The organism is Mixta sp. Marseille-Q2659 (assembly GCF_940807255.1).
GTDB lineage: Bacteria > Pseudomonadota > Gammaproteobacteria > Enterobacterales > Enterobacteriaceae > Mixta.
On the sequence record NZ_CALNWY010000001.1, the window covers coordinates 190,309 to 216,767 of the forward strand.

General features: G+C 54.7%; 25 protein-coding genes. 9 read left to right on the forward strand and 16 right to left on the reverse strand.

Going from position 1 to position 26,459, the window contains the following annotated elements; genetic code table 11:
* Positions 1-10: 10 nt before the first annotated feature.
* From gudD to P3C52_RS00915, 3 genes are read right to left on the reverse strand one after another with little or no spacing between them, the layout of a single operon-like run.
* A complete protein-coding gene (gudD, locus tag P3C52_RS00905) occupies positions 11-1,351 on the reverse strand; it encodes a glucarate dehydratase (RefSeq protein ID WP_275553353.1) in 1,341 nt (446 codons plus the stop codon).
* Positions 1,352-1,361: 10 nt separating this feature from the next.
* Positions 1,362-2,705: an enolase C-terminal domain-like protein gene (locus P3C52_RS00910; RefSeq protein WP_275553354.1), complete on the reverse strand. Its 1,344-nt coding sequence runs from the start codon at positions 2,703-2,705 to the stop codon at positions 1,362-1,364.
* A gap of 9 nt (positions 2,706-2,714) precedes the next feature.
* Positions 2,715-4,061: an MFS transporter gene (locus P3C52_RS00915; RefSeq protein ID WP_275553355.1), complete on the reverse strand. Its 1,347-nt coding sequence runs from the start codon at positions 4,059-4,061 to the stop codon at positions 2,715-2,717.
* A gap of 517 nt (positions 4,062-4,578) precedes the next feature.
* Here P3C52_RS00915 and garD point away from each other — a divergent pair.
* Entirely contained in the window at positions 4,579-6,138 is a 1,560-nt protein-coding gene (gene garD / locus P3C52_RS00920; protein WP_275553356.1) for a galactarate dehydratase, read from the forward strand.
* Positions 6,139-6,162: 24 nt separating this feature from the next.
* On the opposite strand, the gene P3C52_RS00925 is transcribed toward garD, so the two are convergent.
* From P3C52_RS00925 to syd, 4 genes are all read right to left on the reverse strand, one after another.
* Positions 6,163-6,609 (reverse strand): flavodoxin, encoded by a 447-nt coding sequence (locus tag P3C52_RS00925; protein WP_275553357.1) that lies wholly within the window; start codon positions 6,607-6,609, stop codon positions 6,163-6,165.
* An 11-nt stretch (positions 6,610-6,620) separates the two neighbouring features.
* Positions 6,621-7,400, reverse strand: a complete 780-nt coding sequence (gene truC / locus P3C52_RS00930) for a tRNA pseudouridine(65) synthase TruC (protein ID WP_275553358.1) — start codon at positions 7,398-7,400, stop codon at positions 6,621-6,623.
* Positions 7,400-7,729, reverse strand: coding sequence for a YqcC family protein (locus P3C52_RS00935; RefSeq protein WP_275553359.1), 330 nt, complete (start codon positions 7,727-7,729; stop codon positions 7,400-7,402). The genes truC and P3C52_RS00935 overlap by 1 nt, the downstream gene beginning before the upstream one ends.
* Before the next feature lie 605 nt (positions 7,730-8,334).
* Complete coding sequence (gene syd / locus P3C52_RS00940) at positions 8,335-8,889, reverse strand: SecY-interacting protein (RefSeq protein ID WP_275553360.1); 555 nt, start codon at positions 8,887-8,889, stop codon at positions 8,335-8,337.
* Between the two features lie 106 nt (positions 8,890-8,995).
* On the opposite strand from syd, the gene queF reads away from it, so the two are divergent.
* From queF to xni, 3 genes are all read left to right on the forward strand, one after another.
* Complete coding sequence (gene queF / locus P3C52_RS00945; RefSeq protein WP_275553361.1) at positions 8,996-9,841, forward strand: NADPH-dependent 7-cyano-7-deazaguanine reductase QueF; 846 nt, start codon at positions 8,996-8,998, stop codon at positions 9,839-9,841.
* Positions 9,842-10,022: 181 nt separating this feature from the next.
* Positions 10,023-11,387: a nucleotide 5'-monophosphate nucleosidase PpnN gene (gene ppnN / locus P3C52_RS00950; RefSeq protein WP_275553362.1), complete on the forward strand. Its 1,365-nt coding sequence runs from the start codon at positions 10,023-10,025 to the stop codon at positions 11,385-11,387.
* Between the two features lie 38 nt (positions 11,388-11,425).
* Complete coding sequence (xni, locus tag P3C52_RS00955; protein WP_275553363.1) at positions 11,426-12,181, forward strand: flap endonuclease Xni; 756 nt, start codon at positions 11,426-11,428, stop codon at positions 12,179-12,181.
* A gap of 121 nt (positions 12,182-12,302) precedes the next feature.
* Here the strand turns inward: xni and P3C52_RS00960 are convergent, their stop codons facing one another.
* Positions 12,303-12,470: a YhfL family protein gene (locus P3C52_RS00960; RefSeq protein WP_275553364.1), complete on the reverse strand. Its 168-nt coding sequence runs from the start codon at positions 12,468-12,470 to the stop codon at positions 12,303-12,305.
* Positions 12,471-12,563: 93 nt separating this feature from the next.
* On the opposite strand from P3C52_RS00960, the gene P3C52_RS00965 reads away from it, so the two are divergent.
* A protein-coding gene (locus P3C52_RS00965; protein ID WP_094106546.1) for an IS1 family transposase occupies positions 12,564-13,261 on the forward strand; the annotation gives its coding sequence in 2 pieces (ribosomal slippage) (positions 12,564-12,813 and positions 12,813-13,261; 699 coding nt in all).
* A gap of 314 nt (positions 13,262-13,575) precedes the next feature.
* Here P3C52_RS00965 and P3C52_RS00970 read toward each other — a convergent pair.
* Positions 13,576-15,969: a phosphoketolase family protein gene (locus tag P3C52_RS00970; RefSeq protein WP_275553365.1), complete on the reverse strand. Its 2,394-nt coding sequence runs from the start codon at positions 15,967-15,969 to the stop codon at positions 13,576-13,578.
* Positions 15,970-16,116: 147 nt separating this feature from the next.
* Between P3C52_RS00970 and P3C52_RS00975 the strand changes: the two genes are divergently transcribed.
* Positions 16,117-17,415, forward strand: a complete 1,299-nt coding sequence (locus P3C52_RS00975; protein WP_275553366.1) for an SLC13 family permease — start codon at positions 16,117-16,119, stop codon at positions 17,413-17,415.
* 140 nt (positions 17,416-17,555) lie between these two features.
* Here P3C52_RS00975 and mqo read toward each other — a convergent pair whose 3' ends face one another.
* The 4 genes from mqo to P3C52_RS00995 form a co-directional block, all read right to left on the reverse strand.
* The gene (mqo, locus tag P3C52_RS00980) at positions 17,556-19,172 is read right to left on the reverse strand and encodes a malate dehydrogenase (quinone) (RefSeq protein ID WP_275553367.1); all 1,617 of its coding nucleotides are present in this window, start codon (positions 19,170-19,172) and stop codon (positions 17,556-17,558) included.
* Between the two features lie 357 nt (positions 19,173-19,529).
* Positions 19,530-19,925, reverse strand: coding sequence for a NirD/YgiW/YdeI family stress tolerance protein (locus P3C52_RS00985; protein WP_275553368.1), 396 nt, complete (start codon positions 19,923-19,925; stop codon positions 19,530-19,532).
* Positions 19,926-19,949: 24 nt separating this feature from the next.
* Positions 19,950-20,345, reverse strand: a complete 396-nt coding sequence (locus P3C52_RS00990) for a NirD/YgiW/YdeI family stress tolerance protein (RefSeq protein ID WP_275553369.1) — start codon at positions 20,343-20,345, stop codon at positions 19,950-19,952.
* A 183-nt stretch (positions 20,346-20,528) separates the two neighbouring features.
* On the reverse strand, positions 20,529-20,771 hold the full coding sequence (locus P3C52_RS00995) for a DUF1158 family protein (protein WP_275553370.1): 243 nt from the start codon (positions 20,769-20,771) through the stop codon (positions 20,529-20,531).
* Positions 20,772-21,534: 763 nt separating this feature from the next.
* On the opposite strand from P3C52_RS00995, the gene P3C52_RS01000 reads away from it, so the two are divergent.
* Positions 21,535-22,404, forward strand: a complete 870-nt coding sequence (locus P3C52_RS01000) for an alpha/beta hydrolase (RefSeq protein ID WP_343252001.1) — start codon at positions 21,535-21,537, stop codon at positions 22,402-22,404.
* Complete coding sequence (locus P3C52_RS01005) at positions 22,397-23,785, forward strand: hypothetical protein (RefSeq protein ID WP_275553372.1); 1,389 nt, start codon at positions 22,397-22,399, stop codon at positions 23,783-23,785. The genes P3C52_RS01000 and P3C52_RS01005 overlap by 8 nt, the downstream gene beginning before the upstream one ends.
* Positions 23,786-23,970: 185 nt before the next feature.
* Here the strand turns inward: P3C52_RS01005 and P3C52_RS01010 are convergent, their stop codons facing one another.
* Together P3C52_RS01010 and P3C52_RS01015 are read right to left on the reverse strand one after the other, a co-directional pair.
* Positions 23,971-24,447, reverse strand: coding sequence for a ferritin-like domain-containing protein (locus P3C52_RS01010; RefSeq protein WP_275553373.1), 477 nt, complete (start codon positions 24,445-24,447; stop codon positions 23,971-23,973).
* 301 nt (positions 24,448-24,748) lie between these two features.
* The gene (locus P3C52_RS01015) at positions 24,749-24,913 is read right to left on the reverse strand and encodes a general stress protein (RefSeq protein ID WP_038629516.1); all 165 of its coding nucleotides are present in this window, start codon (positions 24,911-24,913) and stop codon (positions 24,749-24,751) included.
* A 404-nt stretch (positions 24,914-25,317) separates the two neighbouring features.
* On the opposite strand from P3C52_RS01015, the gene P3C52_RS01020 reads away from it, so the two are divergent.
* The gene (locus P3C52_RS01020; protein WP_275553374.1) at positions 25,318-25,497 is read left to right on the forward strand and encodes a hypothetical protein; all 180 of its coding nucleotides are present in this window, start codon (positions 25,318-25,320) and stop codon (positions 25,495-25,497) included.
* A 33-nt stretch (positions 25,498-25,530) separates the two neighbouring features.
* Here the strand turns inward: P3C52_RS01020 and P3C52_RS01025 are convergent, their stop codons facing one another.
* Positions 25,531-26,454, reverse strand: a complete 924-nt coding sequence (locus tag P3C52_RS01025) for a nucleoside hydrolase (RefSeq protein ID WP_275553375.1) — start codon at positions 26,452-26,454, stop codon at positions 25,531-25,533.
* Between the last annotated feature and the right edge of the window lie 5 nt (positions 26,455-26,459).

The window sequence follows — 26,459 nt, forward strand, 5'->3', positions numbered from 1 at the left end:
TTAAGCGCGCTTAGCGCACCAGGCACGGACGTTTGTTATTGAAGGTCCAGTCGGGGATCAGGAACTGCATTGCCTGCGCATCATCGCGCGCGCCCAGTCCGTGCTGCTGATAAAGTTCGTTGGCCTTCATCACCTGATCCATATCCAGCTCGACGCCCAGACCCGGCTTCTGCGGCACCTGCACCATGCCGCCTTTAATTTCCAGCGGCTCTTTCGTCAGGCGCTGATTGCCTTCCTGCCAGATCCAGTGGGTATCGATAGCGGTAATATTGCCAGGCGCGGCGGCGGCAACATGGGTAAACATCGCCAGCGAAATATCGAAATGGTTATTAGAATGGGAGCCCCAGGTCAGGCCAAATTCATGACACATCTGCGCGACGCGCACCGAACCCTGCATGGTCCAGAAGTGCGGATCGGCCAGCGGAATATCGACTGACTGCAGCGACAAGGTATGCCCCATCTGGCGCCAGTCGGTGGCGATCATATTGGTGGCGGTCGGCAAGCCGGTGGCGCGGCGGAACTCCGCCATCACTTCACGACCGGAGTAGCCTTGTTCGGCGCCACAGGGATCTTCGGCATAGGCCAGCACGTTGCGCAGCTGTTTGCCCAGCTTAATCGCCTCTTCCAGCGACCAGGCGCCGTTGGGATCGAGCGTAATGCGCGCATCCGGGAAACGCTGCGCCAGCGCGGTGACCGCTTCCGCTTCTTCGCTGCCGGCCAGTACGCCGCCCTTCAGTTTAAAATCGTTAAAGCCATATTTTTCATAGGCAGCTTCAGCCAGGCGCACCACGGTTTCAGGCGTCAGGGCCTCTTCATGGCGCAGGCGATACCAGTCGCAGCTGGCGTCCGGTTCGCTCTGGTAAGGCAGCGATGTTTTGCGACGGTCGCCAACGTAAAACAGATAGCCTAACATTTCGACACGATCGCGCTGCTGCCCTTCCCCCAGCAGACTGGCGACGTTAACGCCAAGGAACTGTCCCAGCAGATCGAGCAGCGCGGCCTCAATGCCGGTCACCACGTGAATAGTGGTGCGCAGGTCGAAGGTTTGCGTTCCGCGTCCGGCAGCATCGCGATCGGCAAAGGTGGTGAGCACCAGATTGAGCAGATTTTTATATTCGCCCAGCGTGTGGCCGATAATCAGCGCGGCTGCCTCTTCCAGCGTCTGACGAATTTTCTCCCCGCCCGGAATTTCACCGACGCCGGTATGGCCCGCGTTATCTTTGATGATCACAATGTTGCGGGTAAAAAACGGCGCGTGTGCCCCGCTCAGATTGAGCAGCATACTGTCGTAACCGGCAACCGGGATGACTTGCATTGCGGTAATTTTCGGCGTGGCGTTCTGTTGGCTCATGGTCGGTTCCTTATGCTTTTCTGCGCCCGAAAACCGGGCGTTTACGATCAAATGTCCAGCCGGGGATGAGATACTGCATTGCGGTAGCATCGTTACGTGCGCCGCCCGGCAAGGTTTTATAAAGTTCATGCGCCTGCTGCAGGCGATCCCAGTCCAGTTCGATGCCCAGTCCCGGCTTATCAGGCACGGCTATCTTGCCCTGGCGAATTTGCAGCGGTTCTTTTGTCAGAGATTGATCGCCTTCCTGCCAGATCCAGTGGGTATCAATGGCGGTCGGCTTGCCCGGCGCGGCGGCGCCGACGTGGGTAAACATCGCCAGCGAAATATCGAAGTGGTTATTGGAGTGACAGCCCCAGGTCAGGCCCCAGTCATCGCAGAGCTGGGCAACGCGCACCGCGCCGCTCAGCGTCCAGAAATGGGGATCGGCCAGCGGAATATCGACGGCGTTCAGCATGACTGCGTGCTGCATTTCACGCCAGTTGGTGGCGATCATATTAGTCGCGACCGGCAGGCCTGTGGCGCGACGAAACTCCGCCATCACCTCTCGTCCTGAATAGCCCTGTTCAGCACCGCAGGGATCTTCCGCGTAGCTCAGCACATCCTGCATGCCTTTACAGAGCGCGATTGCTTCGTCCAGCAGCCAGGCGCCGTTGGGATCGACGGTTATGCGCGCGTCGGGGAAGCGTTTTTTCAGCGCGCGCGCGGTTTCGATCTCATCTTCGCCCGGCAGCACGCCACCCTTCAGCTTGAAATCTTTAAAGCCGTAGCGATCCTGCGCGGCTTCCGCCAGGCGCACCACCGAGTCACTGTCCAGCGCCTGCTGATGACGCAGGTGATACCAGTCGTGCGTCGCCTGCGCGCCGCTGAGATAAGGCAGGTCGGTTTTCTGACGATCGCCGATATAAAACAGATAGCCCAGCACTGTGACTTCATCGCGCTGTTTGCCCGGACCAAGCAGCTCGGCCACCGGCACGTTCAGACACTGTCCCAGCAGATCGAGCAGTGCGGCCTCCAGCGCGGCAACCGCATTAACCCGCAATTCAAAGGTCCAGGCGCCTTTGCCGAAGGTATCGAAATCGGCATGCTGGTTGCCTTTATGCACCTGTTGCACCAGCCGATTCATACGGCCCACTTCCTGACCGATGACCTGTGGAATCGCTTCAATCAAGGTCTGCAGAATAGTTTCGCCGCCTGGCGCTTCGCCTAAGCCGGTATGACCAGCGTTATCGGTCAGCACCACGATATTGCGCGTGAAGTAAGCGCTGTGCGCGCCGCCGATATTAAGCAACATGCTGTCATAGCCAGCGACCGGAATAACTTTCATATCGGTAATGATGGGCGTTTGGGTACTCATCGCGGCTCCTTATACGGACTTTTTCAGTTCGATACGTTTGATGTCGCCCACCAGCACCAGATAGCTGAGGACAGCGACCAGGGCGTGAATACCAACGTAGATCAGCGCGCCGTTATAAGAGCCGGTGACCGCGATGATGTAGCCGATGGCGATCGGCGTCACGATGCCGGAAATATTACCGAACATGTTGAACAGACCACCGCTCAGGCCGCTGATCTCTTTCGGCGCGGTATCCGCCATCACTGCCCAGCCCAGCGCACCGATGCCTTTACCAAAGAAAGCGGTCGCCATAAAGAACACCACCACCCATTCGGTTTCAACGTAGTTACAGGTCACCATGGAAATGGAGAGCAGCATGCCGAGAACGATTGGCGTTTTACGGGCGATATTCAGTGAACCAGTTTTGCGCATCAGCCAGTCGGAAATGACGCCGCCAAGCACGCCGCCGAGGAAGCCGCAGATTGCGGGAATCGAAGCGATAAACCCCGCCTTCAGAATCGACATGCCACGCGCCTGCACCAGATAAACCGGGAACCAGGTAATAAAGAAGTAGGTTAAGGCGTTAATGCAGTACTGACCGAGGTAGATGCCAAGCATCATGCGCGAGGTGATCAGCTGGCGGATTTGACCCCATTTTTCCCGACCGCTGACTTTGGATTTCTCCTTTTTCGCATCCATATTGATCAGCGCGCCGCCCTGCTCCATATACTCCAGCTCGGCCCGGTTAACGCCCGGATGATCGTTAGGATCGTGGATCACTTTCAGCCAGATGAAACTGAGGATAATGCCCAGCCCGCCCATAAACCAGAAAACATGCGCCCAGCCGACCTGCGCCGTCAGCCAGCCCATAATCGGTGCGAAAATCACGGTCGCGAAATATTGCGCCGAGTTAAAAATCGCCACGGCGGTGCCGCGCTCTTGCGCCGGGAACCAGGCAGCGACGATCCGGCTATTGCCCGGGAAGGAAGGCGCTTCCGCCAGCCCGACCAGGAAGCGCAGCATGAACAGCGCCACGATCACGGTAAAGCCTTCGAAAATATCTACAAAGCCCTGCAACAGCGTAAACAGCGACCAAATAAAGATGCTCCAGAAGTAGACGCGCTTTGAACCGAAGCGGTCAAGCAGCCAGCCGCCGGGGATTTGGCCGATAACATAAGCCCATGAAAATGCAGAGAAGATATAGCCCATGCCGACTGGATCGAGGCCAATGTCTTTGGCCATCTGGGAACCGGCAATAGAAAGCGTGGCGCGGTCGCCATAGTTAAACGAGGTGACGATAAACAGCATCACGACGATCCAGTATCGTGCGTTAGTTCTTTTTTCCACGGCGCTCTCCGCCTGGCTGTATGAATTCATGATGCACTCCTGAAATATAGCGTTACGCTACTTTCCACTCTGACTGCATACACATCGCGTTGAGTATCAGAATGTGGTTGGGTTAAACACGGCGATTGTTATTCGTTAGCAAAAACATCTGTTACGCAGCGCGGCTGGCTCACCTGTCGTCAAACTTGAGGAAAAAGTATATGGAGCGCACCGGGGCAATTCACTGGAAGAAAGCCCTATATTTGACGGGTTATAGCGTATAGTTTGTGGCATTTGCATAATTGGCTGCGGCACGGCTCACGGAATTGTTTTTTTCAGGCCGATCGGCCGTGGATGCAGGCCGCAAGGGATGCAGTTTGTGAGAGGCTTCACTTGCGTTTGTTACGAAGCCTGAAAATAGCGGTAACGGAGGGCGCAAAATCGGACATCTGCATAATGCTCCTACCAATGACGCTCTTTATACTTTTTACAGCAAAAACTTAAAGACGCGGTTTTCACCAGCGCCGTCCCCTTTTCCAACTTTTTCCGTTTACTGGAAGCCAAAGCAATGAAAATGATCGTAGAGACGCCGCGCTATATTCGGGTACACGAGGACGATAATGTCGCCATCGTGGTAAATGATAATGGCCTGCCTGCGGGCACCGTTTTTCCCTGTGGGCTGCGTCTGACTGAGCATGTGCCCCAGGGCCACAAAGTCGCGCTTAGCGCTATTGCGCGCGGCGAAACCATTCGCCGCTATGGCGAAGTGATCGGTTACGCGCTGCGCGATATTGCGCAGGGAAGCTGGATTGAAGAGTCGCTGGTAGCATTGCCCGAAGCGCCGCCGCTGGAAAGCCTGCCGCTGGCAACGCGCGTGCCGCAAGCGCTGCCGCCGCTGGAAGGCTATACCTTTGAAGGCTATCGCAACGCCGACGGCAGCGTGGGAACGCGCAATCTGCTGGGGATTACCACCAGCGTTCACTGCGTGGCAGGCGTGGTGGATTACGTAGTGAATATTATTGAGCGCGAACTTTTACCGCGTTATCCCAACGTTGACGGCGTGGTGGCGCTGAATCACCTGTACGGCTGCGGCGTCGCAATTAACGCGCCTGCGGCAATTATCCCGATTCGTACTATTCATAATCTGGCGCTGAACGCCAACTTCGGTGGCGAGGTAATGGTTGTCAGCCTGGGCTGCGAGAAACTTCAGCCGGAGCGGCTGCTGGCAGCCAACGGTGACGATGTGCAGGCGATCTCGGTTGGCGATGAAGATATTGTGCGTTTGCAGGATGAGCGCCATGTCGGCTTTGAAGCGATGGTGCAGGAGATTTTGCGGGTAGCAGATCGCCATTTGCAGCGCCTCAACCAGCGCCAGCGTGAGACCTGCCCGGCCTCTGAGCTGATTGTCGGCATGCAGTGCGGCGGCAGCGATGCCTTCAGCGGAGTCACGGCCAATCCGGCGGTAGGCTTTGCATCTGATTTGCTGGTGCGCTGCGGCGCCACGGTGATGTTCTCTGAAGTGACCGAAGTGCGCGATGCGATCCATCTGTTAACGCCGCGCGTGGTAGATGAAGCAACCGGTAAACGGCTGCTGGAAGAGATGGCCTGGTATGATGAATATTTAAGCCAGGGGAAAACCGATCGCAGCGCCAATCCCTCGCCGGGCAATAAAAAAGGCGGGCTGGCCAACGTGGTGGAAAAAGCGCTGGGCTCCATCGCCAAATCGGGACGCAGCGCCATTGTTGAGGTGCTGTCGCCCGGTCAGCGCCCTACCAAACGTGGACTGATTTATGCTGCCACGCCCGCCAGTGATTTTGTCTGCGGCACCCAACAAATGGCCTCCGGTATTACCTTACAGGTGTTTACTACCGGACGCGGTACGCCCTACGGGCTGGCCGCCATTCCCGTCATCAAAATGGCGACGCGCACCGCGCTGGCAAACCGCTGGCACGATTTGATGGATATTAATGCGGGAACCATAGCGACCGGCGAAGAAACTATTGAGCAGGTAGGCTGGCGCCTGTTTGAGTTGATTCTGGATATCGCCAGCGGACGCCAGCAAACCTGGTCCGATCGTTGGGGAATTCGCAATGCACTGGCGGTGTTTAATCCGGCTCCGGTAACCTGACGCTCTCTACCGGAGCGGGAAGAGTTACAGCAGTTTGCCCCAGTTTTCTACCCAGGGCGAGGTGACGCTTTCCGGCTCCGGTGATTCCATCGCATCCACCAGCAGCACCTCGCCGATGCGCGTGGCGCCCTGCTCCTGTAGCTGAGCGTCAAAAGTTTTTCCGGCGCCGCAAAAGTGGTCGTAACTGCTGTCGCCCAGCGCGATAACGCCATAGCGCAGCTGAGGCTGGTGGCCCAGCTTGTCCTTAACATCGTGATAAAGCCCGGCGATGCTGTCGGGAAAATTTCCCTGCCCGGTGGTCGAGGTAACGATCAGCGCAACCTTGTCACTGTACTGCTGCCAGTCGCTGAAGCTCGGATCTTCAAAAATCGCTACCTGATGCCCCTGCTCCTGCAGGATCGGCTCAGCCTCTTCTGCAACCAGCAACGCGTTGCCATAAACCGTTCCGACGAAAATGCCTATCTGCGCCATAACCTTCTCCCTTATTGTGGTTCCCTATCCTCGCCTGGCGACGGATCAAACTCAACCCTGGGAAGCTCAGGGAGATAGTGCTGCCAGCCGAACTGCTGCATCAGGCACTGCCAGTGTTGATCGAGCCCGGCGCGGATCACCAAAGGCTCGCCGGTGACCGGATGATTTAACGCCAGGCTGCTGGCATGCAACATTAAGCGATCGCAGCCGAAATGCTGAGCCACGCCCCGATTCTGACGCAGATCGCCATGCGTGGTATCGCCAATAATCGGGTGGCGTAAGTGGGAAAGATGACGGCGCAATTGATGCTTGCGTCCGGTCGCGGGCTGTAACTCTATCAGGCTGTAACGTGAGGTGGGATAGCGACCAATGGCTACCGGCTGTTCGGTAATCGCCAAACCGCGCCAGTCGGTAACCGCAGGCTGCGGTCCTTTATCGGGCGAGGCATACTTATCAGCAATTTTATCCAGCTCTTCGGTTAGCGGGTAATCAAGCCGTTCCGCTCCCTGCAGCCAGCCGCGCACGACGGCATGATAGGTTTTCGCCATTTGATGCTGCTCAAACTGCTGCGACAGCAGGCGGCCTACCTCGCTGGAAAGCCCCATCAGCAGCACGCCGGAAGTAGGGCGATCGAGCCGGTGCGCGGTAAAGACATGCTGTCCAATCTGATCGCGCACCGTTTGCATGACCACTACTTTTTCTTTGCGATCCAGCCAGCTGCGATGGACCAGCCAGCCGGCCGGTTTGTTGACCGCAACCAGCCATTCGTCCTGATAGATAATGTCCAGCATCAGCGATCCGTTACGGTAAAAAGCGCGTCGAGCGACGCAAGGTGAAGCAGCAACTCGCGACGGCCCGGCGTTTCTGCCGCCAGCGCCACTTCATAATAGGGCGCAATGGCAAAGTTTTGCGGCAGCGCGGCGGCGGCATCGAGCAATGCGTGCATGCGGGGAATCAACACCCACTGCAACCACTCAAGCGGCTGCATGGTATCAAGAAAAAAGGGTTGCTCACTTTCAAAGGCGGCAGCAGCAGGCGCTTCGCTTTGCCATAGCGCATGTGTTTTTAACAAGGCTTCTACCGCCAGCAACCCCTGGCGAACCTGATGTTCACGCTGCATGGGCATCCTCACAACGGGTGAAATTTTAAGGGTGGCAAGCATAGCATTCGTGGGCGTACGGAAAAAAGCGCGGCATAAAAAAAGGGGACACTGTATTACAGTGTCCCCGGTTCGTTTGCAGCTATCCTGCTACTTTATTGCTCCCTGCTCATCCTTGAAAACTTTTCCTTGCTGTCTTCCTGACATTAACGCCTTCGTGGCGAAACTCCTTTGGCATCCCTTGCCCACCAGTTATCCTGTCTGGCTCTCATTCTCCGTCCTGGAGGTGTCCTTTTCTTCCATCCTGGAATTTACCGCTTCATCCTGAAGCTTTTCCTTAAAACGCATTGTCCTGTGCGAGCCAATCTTCCTGATGAACGCCTTCCATGACGTTATCCATTCCACGGCTTCCCTTTCGACGACATGCAGTTTGCCTGAGTTAGCGAAGGAAACAAGCTACCTTTTCCTTTAACAATTCGCACTGGTATAAATCTGAAAAGGGCTAATTCACTAAGTTTATGATTTACATTATTTTCACAAAATGAAGTGCTTTTTTTCTGCGTTTAATTCTGGCGATCTCTCACAGTCTATGTAAGAGATCTCTCACAGATTCGCAGGGCAATTGCTTAAAAAGAACTAATAACCGGTTGTAATCCATTGAGAAATATCCGAATGTCAGCGGCCAAAATTTCGCGTTCAGGCGTCCCGAGCTTTTCACGGATAACTTCCCCGGTCAAATTACATACAGAAATCACGTCTAAATCAGTTTCTGTCGTCGCGATAAATAATGTCGGCGTTTGTTTTAAACGCCTTTTCATCACTAAATGACCAATCAGGTTTTCCTGAACTCGCACAAAATCCGCTTCGCTCCACACCTGAAGCAAGGTGAGGGATTGTTGTTCAAAGTTCGCCTGCATATCTCCTGCATATTGCGTCGTATAATAGCTAACGATCGCAGGCTGCAGCTCCAGCTCCAGCGCCCGTTCCACCGCGGCAAGATGCGGTTCTGCGTCAAACGGCTGCGGCTGCCACAAAACGGCGTCGCCGCGATTTTCTACCGCACAGGGCGATGGGATGCCATACAGTTCTTCGCTGGCGGGCAAGTGGCCGTGCAGCTGCTGCCAGTGCTGGCAATAACGCTGGGTAAAATCCTGTAACGCGGCGGCAATATGATCATTCATTTTTTTTACTCCAGGCTGCTGAGTTACACTGACAGCCTTTATTTATTGTTTCTTTTTCGCAGGAAAAGACGCTACTCGCCTCTCCGGGCGGGTTTGAGGTTACGCTATGTCTTCTTATGAACAACATCAAGCGCTTGCCGGCCTGACGCTGGGCAAGCCGACCGCTTATCAGGATCGGTATGAGCCAGCGTTGCTGCAGGCCGTCCCGCGTTCACTTAACCGTGAGCCTTTAGGCCTTTATCCAAACAATCTGCCCTTTCACGGCGCCGATATCTGGACATTGTATGAACTCTCCTGGCTAAACGCTAAAGGCGTGCCGCAGGTAGCAGTCGGCGAAGTCGTGCTGCGCGCGGACAGTATTAACCTGATCGAATCAAAGAGTTTCAAGCTCTATCTTAACAGCTTCAATCAAACTCGTTTCGCCGACTGGGGCGAAGTGCGTCAAACGCTGGAGCGTGATCTTAGCGCCTGCGCGCAGGGCGACGTGAGCGTTGCGCTGTTTCGCCTTCAGGAAGTGGAAGGTCAGCCAATTGGCCAATTTGACGGCAGCTGTATAGATGAGCAGGACATCAGCATCGACGATTATCAATTTAATGCAGATTATCTGGCTGACGCAGCGGGCGAAGAGATAGTGGAAGAGACGCTGGTAAGCCATCTGCTTAAATCCAACTGTCTGATTACCCATCAGCCGGATTGGGGTTCCGTGCAAATTCGCTATCGCGGGCCGCGCATCAACCGGGAGGCCCTGCTACGTTACCTGGTCTCTTTCCGTCATCACAATGAATTTCATGAGCAGTGCGTAGAGCGTATTTTCAACGATCTGATGCGCTTCTGCCAGCCGGAAACCCTGTCAGTTTATGCGCGCTATACGCGACGCGGCGGGTTGGATATTAATCCCTGGCGCAGCAATGGCGATTTTTCACCCAGCCATTCACGTCTGGTACGCCAGTAAATTGCGTGGTGCCTCGCAGGACAACGTTCTGTTACAGGAATCGGTTGAGAAACCACAACGGAGAAGGCTACTCTGAGAAGCAGCGGTGGCGAGACACCACCGCTCAGGGATTTTCTCGTCATCGCGCAATCGGTAACGGCGCGGTGTCATTCGTCACCCTGGCGGGTGTAAAGGAGTTCACTTGATTACACATATCAGCCCACTTGGCTCGATGGATTTGCTTTCGCAGCTGGAAGTCGACATGCTGAAGCGCACGGCCAGCAGTGACCTTTACCAGCTGTTTCGTAACTGTTCTCTTGCCGTACTCAACTCTGGCAGCCAGACCGACAGCAGCCATGAACTGCTCTCCCGTTTTGAAAACTTTGATATTAACGTGCTGCGCCGTGAGCGCGGCGTGAAGCTGGAACTGATTAACCCTCCAGAGGAAGCCTTTGTTGACGGACGCATTATCCGTTCTTTGCAGGCTAACCTGTTCGCCGTTCTGCGTGACATTCTGTTCGTAACGGGTCAGCTGGCAGCTGCAAGCCGTGTCCAACAACCCGAACTACATAACTCCACGCATATTACCAATCAGGTATTTTCTATCCTGCGTAACGCCCGCGCGCTGCACGTCGGCGAATATCCCAATATGGTGGTGTGCTGGGGCGGCCACTCTATTAACGCCACGGAATATCAATACTGTCGCAACGTCGGCACGCAGCTTGGTCTGCGTGAACTGAATATCTGTACCGGCTGCGGGCCGGGCGTGATGGAAGCGCCGATGAAAGGCGCCGCCGTCGGTCATGCGCAGCAGCGCTATCGCGAAGGCCGTTTTATTGGCTTGACTGAGCCGTCGATCATTGCCGCTGAGCCGCCTAACCCACTGGTCAATGAGCTGATTATCATGCCGGACATTGAAAAACGTCTGGAAGCCTTTGTCCGTATCGCGCACGGCATTATCATTTTTCCTGGCGGCGTGGGCACGGCGGAAGAGCTGCTTTATCTGCTGGGCATTCTGATGAATCCGGAAAATAACGATCAGGTGCTGCCGCTAATCCTGACCGGCCCGAAAGAGAGCGCTGACTATTTCCGCGTGCTGGATGAATTTATCGTTAATACCGTGGGCGAGCAGGCGCGTCGCTTCTACACCATCATTATTGATGATGCGGCAGAAGTTGCGCGCCAGATGAAAAAAGCGATGCCGCAGGTTAAAGAAAACCGTCGTGAAAGCGGCGATGCCTACAGCTTTAACTGGTCGCTGCGCATTGAGCCGGATCTGCAGGTGCCCTTCCTGCCCACCCATGAAAATATGGCTAACCTCAATCTCTACCCTAATCAGTCGCCGGAGAAACTGGCGGCGGCGTTGCGGCGCGCGTTCTCCGGCATCGTGGCAGGCAACGTGAAAGAGATGGGAATCCGCGAAATTCGTCAAAAAGGTGTCTATAAGCTGCACGGCGATCCAGCCATTATGCATCGCATGGACGACCTGCTGCAGGGCTTTGTGGCTCAGCACCGCATGAAACTGCCGGGTACGGCGTATATTCCGTGCTACGAAATCATTAAATAACATCTCTACGGGCGGCATGACGCTGCCCGTCCTTAACTATGACTATTCATTTATTAATTGTTGATGCGCTGAATCTTATTCGCCGCGTTCATGCCGTGCAGGGAACGCCTTGTCAGGATCGCTGCGTAGCGGCATTACATCAGCTGCTGGCCCATACTCAGCCTACTCATGCCGTTGCGGTATTTGATGACGAACTACGCCGCGAAAGCTGGCGCCATCAGCTATTGCCGGAATATAAGGCGGGACGTCCGCCAATGCCGGAGGATTTGCAGCAGGAAATGCCGCTGTTGCAGACGGCCTTTCAGCAGGCGGGTGTGGCCTGTTGGTCTGCACAGGGCGATGAGGCTGACGATCTGGCCGCAACCCTGGCGGTAAAAGTGGCGCGAAGCGGTCACCAGGCCACGATTGTTTCTACAGATAAAGGTTATTGCCAGCTGTTAGCGCCTGAAATACGCATCCGGGATTATTTTCAGAAACGCTGGTTGGATTTGCCTTTTATTGAGCAGGAATTTGGCGTCCAGCCTGACAGGTTGCCTGATTTTTGGGGGCTGGCAGGAATTAGCAGCAGCAAAATACCCGGCGTCAGCGGAATTGGCCCCAAAAGCGCCAGTCAACTGTTACAGCAGTTCGGATCGCTGGAAGCGCTTTATCAACACTTAGATGCCGTGCCGGATAAGTGGCGAAAAAAATTAACAGAGCAGAGAGATATGGCTTTTATCAGCCAGCGCGTGGCCACATTGCGCACCGATCTTCACCTTAATGGCAATCTGAAAGATTTAAGGCTGCACCGATAACAGGTAATAAGCAATCCTGTTTAAAGCAACTTAATAGTTTGGTTGCGAATTATTTTTAATTCTGTTGAGCAAAAAAATGCTGGCCTTTACGGCCAGCATTGCTTAATCCTTCAGATATGGCTTATTTAGCTACCGGACCGCAGCCGCCAATGATTTTAGAGATAGAGATAGCCGGATGCAGCAGGTAATCGTAATCACAGTTTTTCTCTTTATTATAAACGCTACCGGTACAGCCAGTTAGCGTTGCCAGCACCGCTGTCAGAATTGCAACTTTCATCGTTTTTTTCATTATGAGTTCCTTTTAAAATAATATTCCATAAAAAACACGGTAATGCTGCCAACTTACTGATTTAGTGTATGATGGTGATTTTAAGGTGCTTGCGTGGCTTCCATTTCCATCAGATGTCCTTCCTGCTCCGCTACTGAAGGCGTGGTGCGTAACGGCAAAAGCACTGCCGGACATCAGCGCTATCTCTGCTCTCATTGCCGTAAAACATGGCAACTACAGTTCACTTACACCGCCTCTCAGCCCGGTACGCACCAGAAAATCATTGATATGGCCATGAATGGCGTCGGATGTCGCGCCAGTGCACGCATTATGGGCGTTGGCCTCAACACGGTTTTACGTCACTTAAAAAACTCAGGCCGCAGTCGGTAACCTCGCGCATACAACCGGGCAGTGATGTGATTGTCTGCGCTGAAATGGACGAACAGTGGGGCTACGTCGGTGCTAAATCACGTCAGCGCTGGCTGTTTTACGCGTATGACAGGATACGGAGGACGGTTGTGGCGCACGTCTTCGGTGAACGCACTCTGGCCACACTGGAGCGTCTTCTGAGCCTGCTGTCGGCCTTTGAGGTCGTGGTATGGATGACGGATGGCTGGCCGCTGTACGAATCACGCCTGAAGGGAAAGCTGCACGTTATCAGCAAGCGTTACACTCAGCGCATTGAGCGACATAACCTGAATCTGAGACAACATCTGGCAAGGCTGGGACGGAAGTCACTGTCGTTCTCAAAATCGGTGGAGCTGCATGACAAGGTCATCGGGCATTATCTGAACATAAAACACTATCAGTAAGTTGGAGTCATTACCGAAAATAAAGAGCTGGACGAATTTTTCTGACCGTAATGTTAAGATGTGAAAACATAACAGGATGAAATTAATAAGTCCTATAGACCGCTTAAAATATTAATGGTCAGGAAAGGTGAATAAGTGTATCAGAATAATAAACTCAGCAGCATTAATATTCATTCTTGCTCATTGAATATAAGTGTTAACAGGTAATGCCGGACTGGCGGCAATGCTTTGTCTGCCGTTTGGCGCAATACAGGCAGAGCAGAGACAGCCGGACGGCAGGCGTAAAAAAGCCTCCCGCAGGAGGCTATTAACTTTTACTCCGGTGCATCGCCGCTGCCCTGCTGCGATGGCCATTTCCAGTTGCGTACCTCCGGCACATCCTCGCCATGTTCGCGCACGTAGCGGTGATGTTCCGCAATCTTCTCGGCCAAATCATCGAGAATCGCATCCGCTTTGCCCGCCAGCGCCGGCACGCGCTGAATGGCATCCTGCGCCAGATGATAGCGATCCAGCTCGTTCATTACTGTCATATCAAACGGCGTGGTGGTGGTGCCTTCTTCCATAAAGCCATGAACATGGAAATTAACGTGGTTATTACGCTGATAGCTCAGGCGATGGATTAGCGTAGGGTAACCGTGGAAGGCGAAAATCACCGGTTTATCGCGCGTAAAGATGCGATCAAATTCCGCCTCCTCCATGCCGTGCGGGTGCTGCTCTTTGGTTTGCAGCGCCATTAAATCCACCACGTTGACCACGCGAATGCGCAGCTCCGGCAGATAGGCTTTCAGTAGATCCACCGCCGCCAGGGTTTCCATCGTCGGCACATCGCCTGCGCAGGCCATTACCACGTCCGGCTCGCCGCCATCCTGCTCGGTACCAGCCCATTCCCAAATGCCTAAGCCTGCCTCGCAGTGCTTAATCGCCTGATCCATTGTCAGCCACTGCGGCTCCGGCTGTTTGCCCGCCACAATCACGTTAATGCGATCCCAGGTTTTCAGGCAGTGATCGCCGACCCACAGCAGCGTATTGGCATCGGGCGGCAGATAAATGCGCACAATATCGGCCTTTTTATTGGCAACGTGGCCCATAAAGCCGGGATCCTGATGGCTGTAACCGTTGTGGTCCTGACGCCAGACGTGCGATGAAAGCAGATAATTCAGCGAAGAGACCGGCTTACGCCACGGCAGCTTGCGCGTCACCTTCAGCCATTTGGCGTGCTGGTTGAACATCGAATCGACAATATGAATAAAGGCTTCGTAGCAGTTAAACAGCCCGTGTCGGCCGGTAAGCAGGTAACCTTCCAGCCAGCCCTGACACTGATGCTCGCTCAGGATCTCCATCACCCGGCCATCGTGAGCTAACTGTTCATCATAAGGCGCGATCTCCTCCATCCAGGTGCGGTTGGTGACATCAAAAACATCGCTCAGGCGGTTGGAGGCGGTTTCATCCGGGCCGAACAGGCGGAAGTTATCTTTATTACGCTGGAAGATGCCGCTCAAATATTTGCCCAGCACCTCGGTGGACTGCACCTGCGGCTCGCCCGGCGTGGTGACTTCTACGGCGTAATCGCGGATATCGGGCGTATCCAGCTCGCGCCGCAGCAGGCCGCCGTTAGCGTAAGGCGAGGCGCCCATCCGCTTGTCGCCCTGCGGAGCCAGCGCCTTCAGCTCTGGCTTCAGTCGGCCCTGTTCATCAAACAGATCGTCCGGCTGATAGCTGCGCATCCAGTTTTCCAGAATCTGGCGATGCTCATCATTTTCTCGGCAGGAGGAGACCGGCACCTGATGCGCGCGCCAGAATCCTTCCACTTTTTTGCCGTCTACCGTTTTCGGGCCGGTCCAGCCTTTCGGGCTGCGCAAAATAATCATCGGCCAGCGCGGAATCGCGTCCTGGGCTTCGCCACGGCGCGCGCGCTGCTGATAGTCGCGGATTTTATCGAAGGCGTTATCCAGCGCGTCAGCCATCTGCTGATGCATTTTTTCCGGCTCGTCGCCGCAGACAAACAGCGGATCGTAGCCGTAGCCGCTAAACAGCTGCTGGAGATCCTCGTCGCTGCTGCGTCCAAGCAACGTTGGGTTGGCGATTTTATAGCCGTTCAGATGCAGAATCGGCAGCACCGCGCCGTCGCGGGCGGCGTTAAGGAATTTGCTGCCGTGCCAGCTGGAAGAGAGCGGGCCGGTTTCCGCCTCGCCGTCGCCAATCACGCAGGCGGCAATCAGATCGGGATAATCAAACACCGCGCCAAAGGCGTGCGACAGCGAATAGCCCAGCTCGCCGCCTTCGTTAATAGAGCCAGGGGTTTCCGGTGCGGCGTGGCTGGGGATGCCGCCTGGGAAAGAGAACTGCTTAAACAGCCGCTGCATACCGGTTTCGTCTTCGCTGATCTCCGGGTAGATTTCGCTGTAGCTGCCTTCCAGCCAGGTATTTGCCACCATACCCGGCCCGCCGTGGCCAGGCCCGCAGATATAGATCATATTCAGGTCGCGGTGGCGAATAATGCGGTTAAGGTGCGCATAGATAAAATTCAGACCGGGCGTGGTGCCCCAGTGTCCCAGCAGGCGTGGTTTAATATGTTCGGGCTGTAGCGGCTCGCGCAGCAGGGGATTGTTCATTAAATAAATCTGTCCGACAGACAGGTAGTTCGCGGCGCGCCAGTAGCGATCGAGCAGCGTCAGTTCTTCGTTGGATCCAGTTAGTGCATGCGTCATGCTTTCCTCCGGTGACGGCAATCACAAATACGGACATGGAGCGCTTTACCAGACCGTAATGAAATTCAATACTCTTTAACCCTAATAGAAGAAATCTTAATCAGCCAAAAAACAGGCGTTTTGGTTGTTCCGGCAAGGAGCTGTTCGTTGTTTTCTGACTCTCATCTTTGGCTGACCACGCTGGTGGTCACGGTCACCATTCTGCTGTGGGCCAGCGCGCGCCTGCCAGAATTCATCACCGCGCTGCTGTTTTTCGCCGCCGCCATGCTGCTGCATATCGCGCCGGCCGCCAGCGTCTTTGGCGGCTTCGCCTCATCTGCTTTCTGGCTGGTGCTGAGCGGTTTTATTCTCGGCGTGGCGATCCGCAAAGTGGGGCTGGCCGACCGGCTGGCGCATCTGCTGGCGCCAGTGCTGTCTGGCAGCTGGCCGCGGATGGTGGCGGGCGTAATTATCATCAGCTATCTGCTGGCGTTTGTGATGCCGTCCAATATGGGGCGCATTGCGCTGCTGATGCCGATCGTCGGCGCGCTGGCGCAGCGGGCGGGCATTAAAGAGGGCAGCCGCGGCTGGATCGGATTAGCGCTGGCGGTCGGCTTCGGCACCTTTCAGCTTTCCGCCAGCATTCTGCCTGCCAACGTGCCGAACCTGGTGCTGACCGGCGCGGCGGAAACCGCTTATCACCTGCATCCCGGCTATATGCCTTGGCTGTTTTTACAGGCGCCGGTGGTGGGATTGCTGAAAGGCGTGGTGCTGACGCTGGCTATTTGCTGGCTGTTTCCGGCGCGGCCTGACGCGGTTGCACGCGGCGCGGCGCTGCCGTCGCTCAGTCGCGAAGAGTGGCGGCTGCTGATCCTGCTGTTGCTGACGCTGCTGCTGTGGATGACCGACAGCCAGCACGGCATTTCGCCCGCCTGGATTGGCCTTTGCGCCGCCTGTTTTTGTCTGTTGCCGTGTGTCGGCTTTGTTTCCAGCGACGCCTTCGCCACCGGAGTTAATTTCCGTACCTGCTTATATGTCGCGGCGATTCTGGGCGTGACGGCGGTGGTGGTGGATTCCGGCCTCGGCAAGATGATTGCGGAGGGATTGTTGCGTATTACGCCGCTCGATCCCGCCACGCCGTTTACCAACTTTATTTCGCTGAGCGCCATCACGACCGCGCTGAATTTTGTGGTGACGGCGAACGGCGTGCCGGCGATGTTTACGCCGATGGCGCAAAGTTTTGCCACGGCGTCCGGCTTTCCCGTCGCCAGCGTGGTGATGTTGCAGGTGCTGGCTTACGCCACGCCGCTGCTGCCGTATCAGGCGTCGCCGATTGTGCTGGCGATGGGGCTGGGACGGGTGCCAGCGCGTGAGGGAATGAAGCTCTGCCTGCTGGTGGCGCTGGTCAGCGTGCTGCTGCTGTTGCCGCTCTATTACGGCTGGTTTCTGCTGCTGGGCTGGCTGTAGCGGAGGAACCGACGGCAGGAGGATGGGGATTTTCGGCGGCTGGCTTTGTTAAAAAGGTGATGGTGCTGGCGGCGTGAATAAAAAAATGGGCGGCACAGGCCGCCCGTGAGCGCTGAGGCGAGACGCCTTACAGCCTCAGCTTATTTACCCACAACCGCCGCGGTCTGTGCGGACTCATCGTTAGCGGCAATCGGCGTCATCGGCGTGTAATCCAGCTGCAGGATACGGCTGGTCTCCGCCAGCACCTGCTCGGTGGCACTGATATTGCCGTTCAGCTTCTGGCCGTAAGAAGGCACCAGCTCTTTCAGCTTCGCCTGCCATTCCGGCGTAGCGATTTTATCCTTAAAGACTTTCTGCAACAGATTCATGACGATCGGTGCCGCGGTAGAGGCGCCCGGCGAGGCGCCCAGCAGCGCGGAAACCGTACCATCCTGCGAGGCGACCACTTCGGTGCCCAGGCGCAGTACGCCGCCTTTCTGCGCATCTTTCTTGATGATCTGTACGCGCTGGCCCGCCTGAATCAGGTGCCAGTCTTCTTTCTTCGCCTGCGGGAAATAAGCTTTCAGCGCCGCATGACGATCGTCGTCGTTCAGCATCAGTTGGCCGATAAGGTATTTCACCAGATCAACGTTATCCATACCGACATGCACCATCGGCATTAAATTGCTGGTGGTGATGGAGCCGAACATATCCCACAGGGAGCCGTTTTTCAGGTATTTGGTGGAGAAGGTGGCGAACGGGCCAAACAGCAGCACCTGCTTGCCGTCCAGCACGCGCGTATCCAGGTGCGGCACCGACATCGGCGGCGCGCCAACGGAGGCTTTGCCGTAAACTTTCGCCAGATGGCGTTTCACCACTTCCTGATTTTCCGTCACCAGGAAGGAGCCGCCAACCGGGAAGCCCGCATAGTTTTTCGCTTCCGGGATACCGGTTTTTTGCAGTAGCGGCAGCGCCGCGCCGCCAGCACCGATAAAGACATACTTCGCCTTAATCACCTTTTGCGCGCCGTTATTTTTCATATCGGCGACAGTGACGTTCCAGCTGCCATCGTCGTTACGCTGAATATCGCGCACTTCATGACCGGTGCGCAGCGTGAAGTTCGGTTTTTTCGCCAGTGAAGCCACCAGCTGGCGCGTAATTTCGCCGAAGTTAACGTCAGTACCGATATTGATGCGCGTTGCGGCAACTTTCTGCTGCGGATCGCGGCCCTCCATCATCAGCGGCGCCCATTCGGCGATCAGCGCACGATCTTCTGAATATTCCATGCCGCGGAACAGCGTGCTTTTTTGCAGCGCCTCAAAACGCTTACGCAGGAAGTTGATATTGTCGTCGCCCCAGACAAGGCTCATATGCGGGGTGGGATTGATAAAGCTGCGCGGGTTTTGTAATACGCCTTTCTGTACCAGAGCGGCCCAGAACTGGCGAGAAATCTGAAAAGATTCGTTAATGTCGACCGCTTTGCTGATGTCGACAGAACCCTCTTTTTCTGGCGTATAGTTCATTTCCGCCAGCGCCGAGTGGCCAGTACCGGCATTATTCCAGCCGTTTGAACTCTCTTCTGCCACTTGATCCAGACGCTCTACCATTTCAATAGACCAGTCTGGCTCTAACTCCTGAAGATAAGTACCCAACGTGGCACTCATAATTCCTCCGCCGATAAGCAACACATCGACGTCTTTTTTCTCTCCTGCTACTGCATGCTTACTTAAGCCGAAAGCATTCATACACAGCGACAGAAGTAATGCTGTTTTGCGCATGAGGCAACCTCTCCGTCTGTTGATATTTCAACAGCTGATTGCAGGTGAAAGAGACCAGCTTCTGATGGCCGGATTAGGCTCTTACCTAAACCAAAAACTAACTCACCGGGTAACCACACAGAATATGTTGGTTAACTGCACGTTATACGTGCGACGAGAAATATAACATTCTCGCAATAAAATTGAATAATTTGTTTAAACTTTCAAAAGTGGTTAAGTTTTGCGCAGGCTGAAGCGATTAGGCTCACGCTTTTGAAGCAAGGAAATGTTAAATCTGGAACAGAAGGCAGCGGAAAAGGGCTGGCAGGTAAGCGTTCCCTCACATTTGCTGCAAGGGAACGGTAAACAGCGGGGAAATTAAAGCAGGTGCAGCTTTTTAACCTGGATCAGCACGCTGTTGCCATGACGCAGTAGCGTGCCGTTAACGGAAATCAGATCGTCCGGCTTTACTTCCTGTCCCTGCCAGACATCGGGGTTGATTTGTAGCTGCGCCGTACCTGCCTGGTCACGCAGTTCCCAGGTATTTTTACCGGTTTGCCGCAGAAGATTGCCCTGTAACGTTACCCAGGTTCCGGTAGAAAGATGAGCCAACTGGTTAGTAGCGGAAAGCTGTTGGTTATCCGTCACGGCGCGATAGCCATCTTTCTGATCTTTCGGCGGCGGTGCTTTGCCATCCGGGTTAAAGCCGCCATCGGCGGCCAGCGCGGGAGTAGCCAGCAACGCGGCCAGACACAGCGTCAGGATTTTATTCATGACATCCTCCTGCTTAACGCCGAATTACGGCTTTTCCACCTGTTCCACGTCAACCCAGCGGCGTTCGCCATCCTGACGTACGCGACCGTTCATGCGCACCTGATCTGTGGCATCGTAGGTTTTACCGTCGAAGGCTTTTTGTGGGATCACCACATCGATGAGGTCCTGAGTCTGATCGCGCAGCTGATAATGATTATCGCCTTTCTGCTTGATGATATAACCTTCCAGCGTTACCCAGGCGCCTTCGCGCATGGTTTTCACCAGCTTAATCGGAGCGGAGGTCGTATCTTCAGTACCTTTATAGCCGCTATCCTGCTTGGCAGGTGGCTGCTCACCGCTTTTATAGCCGCCAGCATCCTCAGCGAAGGCCGGCAGAGCAAACAGGGCGATCAGCGCGGCAATAGTCAATTTTTTAGCCATACATTCTCCTTAATAACTGTCCATTCGGGCCAGGCGAAAAACGCCTTTTCAGCTTATAAGCCTGGCACAGTCTGGTGAAGTCGGGAGAAAACGAGAGCCGGCGCCGTTGATAACGCACAGTTTTAAGATAATCGGCAGCAAAGCGGTAACGCTGTCCGCTTCGGCAACGACGCGCTTCAGCTGTCAGACCTGGCCGAAACGGCGCCAGAGAAAACGCAGCACAAAAAATTCAATGGTACCCAGCAGCAGAAACCACAGACACAGCACAATGGTATAGAGCTGATTAAGATCGCTGAAGTGAAACAGCGCCATCAGCCGGGCGGCCAGCTGTGGGCCGAGCGCCGGTGCGGGCAGCAGCAGCGCAGAGAGAAAGCCCAGCAGTAAAATGCTCATGGGCGCGAGCCAGTTTTCAAAAGTGGATTTCATCAGATTCAGGGCGTTAAAGAAAAGAGAGCGTTATTGTCCGTGAATCAGGAAATGGGTTCAATGCTGGCGCGGTAAAGCGCAGTTTGTGCAAGGGCCAACCGGGATAGCTTTTTCACGTCATTACGGCTCGCTTTTGTAGCGTCAGGTCGGTGTGACAAACTCATTCGCATATAAATCAATGTGATCCTTTCTTAAAAACTGTCTGAAACTGCAGGAATGCCTGCCTTGTTTAGGTTTTGTTTAAGTTTGGCTTTGCATAATCGCGCCAAATTTTGTGATCTGCTTCAAAAAACGTTGCTGCAAAAAACGGCTGTCGTTATAATTTTCGTTGTTTTTTTCAACAAAAGTTAAGCAGGTTACTCGTCATGAAAAAGTTCTTTCGGTATGTGTTCCGCACTTATGTGGAAACCTACAAGCATGTACCGCCAGGCGCGCGTTACTAACAGCAGCGCCGATCAGAAACCCTCGATAACTGCGGTCAGGGAACGACCGGTAGTTATCACATCTCTCCCGTTGTGCCTTTCCATCTTATAAATCTCCGCCCATTGGCGCTTTTTCCCATCTCGTCACTCTCTTTTTTTCCTAAATAGCGATAGTTGATAGCTGTCGCACACTTTTACCGGTCCTCTTTATCAGGCCGTCCGGCAGACAAGGCGAAGCGCCATTTAACGCCTAAACTTAGCGGGTACCCCTAACCTGAGAGCAACTGATGAAGAGAGCAACCCGGCGGCGCGGGCCAAATCACCGCGCACTTCTTCTCGGTATGGCCGCAGCAGTGGCTGGTTCGGCCCTGTTGGTGAAACAGTGGCGCAAATGGCAACAAACGCCGCCGGTCGGTATTCACAGCCATCAGGCTGGCCTGGCAGGTTACTATCAACAAATTGGGCCGTGGCGCATATTTACGCGGGCAACGCCGGAAACCCGCCCTGGATTGCCGGTGGTGCTGCTGCATGGCCTGGTGCTTTCAGGACGTGCGATGGAAGATTTGGCGCTGGCGCTCGGCTGGGAATATCGCGTGCTGGTGCCCGATCTGCCGGGTTTTGGCGGCAGCGCTTTTCCTGCCTCGCAACCGGTGCTGAGCGTTGAGCAGCAGGCGGAAGCGCTGTGGATGTGGATGCAGCAAAACCAGCTTTCCCGCGCTATTTTCGTCGGCACGTCATTTGGTTGCCAGGTGCTGGCGGCGCTGGCGGTTTCGCATCCTGAAGCCGTGGCCGGACTGGTGTTGCAGGGGCCGACGGTCGATCGCCATAACCGCACGCTGCCGCGCCAGATCTGGCGTGACTGGCGTAACCGCCGCCGCGAAGCGCATCGCTCGCCCGCCGCGCTCAGCCGTATTGATTACGCCAAAGCGGGCGTCTGGCGCATTATTGGCACCGTGCGCGCCATGATGCGCGATCGCATTGAACAACGTCTGCCGCATATTAAAGCGCCCACGCTGGTGGTGCGCGGCTCATACGATGTGGTGACGCCTGCGCGCTGGGCAGCGGAGATGGTGGCGCTGCTGCCGCGTGGCGAACTGCTGACGCTGCCGCAGGGTACCCACACGCTGCATTATGTCTATCCGTGGAGCTATGGCCGTGCGATTCGGCCCTTTATCGCTCGCGTGCAGAAGGAGCAGGAAAACCATGAGTAAACCACCAAAAGGTATTGCCCGCTTTGATTCTTCCGCCGCGATGGTCATGGCGCTCAGTAACGCGCTTCATCAGCGTCCTTTTGACAGCGCCAGCCAGGTATCAGGGGTGGATCGCGTGTTGCCTGCGCTTAGTTTGCTGCCTGAACGGATGCGTGAATGGGGACATGCGATCGGTGGCATGGCGGAAGGGATTTCGCTAAGCCAGGTACAGCAGTTGGATATTGAAGGTATCGCGCGTTGGGTAGCGAGCCAGTATCCGCAACAGCAGTATCAGGCGGCGTTTGTCGGTTCGACCAACGGCGCGATGGTGCATCTGGCGGCGGCGATGGGCGTGCCCTGGCTACCGCAAACCTTTTTGTGTCCGGTACGTTCGCTGCGCAACGATCCTGACGATGCGCAAAAAGGGCTGGCCGATGGTAAGCCGATCACCGATGCGCTGCTGGCCGCTTCGCCGCATCTGGCAGTGCATCAGATGCAGGATCCTAATCAGGATCGGCTGATGCTCGAGCAGATGTCCTATTTTCGCCTGAAGCACCGCAAGCTGCCGCTGGAGTACAACGAGTTTTTACTCAGCGCGTTGCCGCCGGGCAGCACGCTGATCGTCAATAACTGTACGCAGCAGTGGCCGGTCACGCGCACCAGCGACCGCTCGTTTTATCAGTTCGGCGCGTTAGGTGGCGCAACGGAGCAGGAATATTTTAACGGTGGGCCGCGGGTAATGGAGTTTCTGGCGCGCCACGGCATTGAGCAAGAGCAGTGGACGCCGCCGCCAACGGATGCCACCGTGCCAGAGGCGGAATGGGGTTTTGATGCGCATCTGATGGGCGAGCTAAAAAAACTGGCGAATACGCAGGGCTGGAAGCTGGTGGAATTACGTTATGAAAACCCGGAAGCGCTAAGTTTTGTGACGGCGGAGATTTATCGTGACTGGTATCTTTCTGCTGGCGTGATTGGCTCGCGGCTGGTGGTGGATAATTTTCTGCTGATGGATCCCTGGACTACCATGCAGCAGCATGCGATCCCCTTCTGGCTCTCTTTCTGTACCGAGCCGTCGGCGCACGCTTTGCAACGCTACCTTGACCGCCAGCCGCCGTTCCGCAATATCGATCTGCTGCTGTTTTCACACGGTACGGAGAGTATTGGCATGGCACCGATTGAGTGCTGGCAGCAGCTGCTTAATTACGCGATCGATGAAGGCGCTTTTGTTGGCGTCGATCCTGAGCGTTTCCCGCGTGATTTTAATTCGCTGGCGCGCTTCGATACGGAGTTGCAGCAGCGTGCGCCGCTGTTGCCGCCGCCAGCACCGCTTACGACTGAGAAATTTTTGATGGGCATTCAGCGCTACGGCCATAAGTTTCAGGTGGAGTGTTTACCGCACTGACGGCGCGAAACGTGAAAACTGCAGGGATCGAAAGGTATCAAAACGGCAGAAAAACACGATTGTGTCTGGACAGGGAAGTTGTGATTTTTGAAAAGAAGAAACGGGGCGCAGTTTGTTGCCTGAGAAGAAAACAGAGAACCAACCCATAGAGAAAGGTCAGGCCGGGCGGCCTGACCGTTTAATTCTTACTGCGTTTGCTCAGCGATAAGCGTTAATTTCTCATCGGTGGCTTTCTCTTCGTTCAGCGTTTCTTCCAGCAGACGCGCCGCTTCTTTATAGCCCAGCTTGATCGCCATTGCACGCAGCGTGCCATAGGTGGCGATTTCGTAGTGTTCTACTTTCTGTGCCGCACCAATCAGACCAGCATCGCGCACGACGCCTTTTTCCACAGAATCGATGATTTCCTGTGCTTCTTCTACCAGGCCTTCCAGCGCATGGCATTTCATACGTTTAATACGTACTTCCGGCGTGGCTTCCACCAGCTGATCAAGACGTTCGATTTGGCCCTGGGTTTCTTCCAAATGAGTTTTGAACGCTTCGATAAGTTTTTCGTCGCTGGCGGCACGCGCCATTTTTGGCAGCGCACGGCTAATTTGTTTCTCAGCGCTATAAACATCAGAGAGATCGTGAATAAACAGGTCTTCCAGCGTTTTAATACTCATAGTTATCTCCATAACCAAAGGATACAATTTATATTTCAGGGTGAATTGCCCCGTTAATTTCAGTATAGCCTGGAATAAACAAATGCAACGGCAAGAAACGGAGATTAGGATTCGTCCTGCTATTGCCGCTTCGCTTGTTTTAAATAACGTATGCTGCTTTCTTAATATAAATTGAAAAATGAATTTTTTATTAAAAGAAGAAACAACAGGGAATAAAAGGAAGGGAAAAAGGGCTGCCCGCAATACGCGCTGGCATATTGCGGGCTAAGCTAATTCATGCAGGCGGAACCCGCGTTACAAATTAGCTGCGACGGCTGTTCTGGCCGCCTTTTTTGCCTGCTTCTGAGGCTTTTTCACGGTCATTTTTAAAGTTGCCGCCGCTCTGCTGGCCGCCTTTTTTACCGGCTTCAGAGGCTTTCTGACGATCTTCCGCGAAATTACCTGAACCACCACGATGCTGAGTCATATTATTTCTCCTCGTGTGAGTTTACAGAATACATATATTTATCAGTGAGCCGATAAATATATGCGCATCCAACGTGTTTAAATCTAGCGGCTGGGGATGATATTGCAAGGAAACGGCAGATAAAAGTTTTTCTTATGACCGCAAAATAAGCGTTAAGTGCGCGCCACCAAACGGGTAAATGGAAATGTTATATTTTATTAATGAGCCTGAAAATAAACCGATGGCGCTGCGCTTGTTATTCTTCAAGGCGAAAACCTTTCCCGGAATATGGATTAAACAAGGTTTTTTCGGACCAGCAGAAAAGATAAGTTTCAACAGATCCGACCTCTGTAAAAAGAGAGGCCGTTTCGTTTTGTTTGGTCTTTAATTACTTAGCAACCTAATTTATACGGAGGAGATGACTGATGCAGACAACATGGTTACGATCCCGTGAGCTTCCCCAGTTGGGACCTTTTATCGTGTTGAAGAAAGGCAAAGTGGCGTGGTTGTTATTCCGTAACGGCGGCGCGATTTCGCGTTCAGCGCAGTGGCTGCGGCGTCATTGTCATACCTTCGAGCCGGTTGGCGCGTCCCGCGCCCGGTAATTCCTCAGGCGCCGCCTCGCGCGGCGCCTGGCATTATGCGCCGCGTAACGTGGTCAGGAAATGATGTTTTACCGCTTCCGCGTCCACCTCCAGGCAGATCCGCTGTTCCGTGCAATCGGCAAAGGCGTTATGGCGAGAGGCCAGATTCGTGAGCTGGCGCTGGGTTTGTCCGCTGGCGATGCCTTCCGTGATCACCCGCAGCGGCGAACGCACGCAACCAAACCAGGCGGGATTGACCAGCCAGCTAATCGTCAGCGTGTCGTGTAACGCCATCCCCTCAAAACGTTCTTTCTTCAGGCTGTAATCGAGGTAGCTACGCGAAATGGCTTCCAGCACTGGCTGCTGCAGCGCGCGTATCGCCTCGCCGCCGATTAAAACCTGATGCGTGACGTCCAGCGGCATTAATACAATCGGCAGCGCCGAACTAAGAACCTGATCGGCCGCGTGCGGATCCTTCCAGATATTAAATTCACTGAACGGCGTCACATTGCCGGCATGACCCTGGGTGCCGAACGCGCCGCCCATAATCACGATTTCTTTAACCCGTGCGATGATTTCCGGCGCCTGATTGATGGCGCTGGCGATATTGGTTAGCGGGCCGATAGCGACCAGGGTGATTTCGCCGGGATGGGCATTAACGCTGCGAATAATAAAATCGACGGCGTTGTCCGCCTCGCCGTTAAAAGGATTGGCAAACACGCCGCCGAGTCCATCGGAGCCATGTACCAGCGCGGCGGGCGAAGTGGGCGCCTGCGCCAGTGGCCTTGAGCAGCCGCGAAAGATGGGCGCGTCGATCTGCATTTTCTGGCAAAACAGACGCGCATTTTTTACCGCTTGCTCCACCGTTACGTTGCCGAAAACGGTGGTAATACCCAACAGCCGCTGCGTTCTGGCGGCGTAGGCCAGTGCAAAGGCGTCATCTACGCCAATATCAGTATCCAGAATAATATTTCGCACCCGCT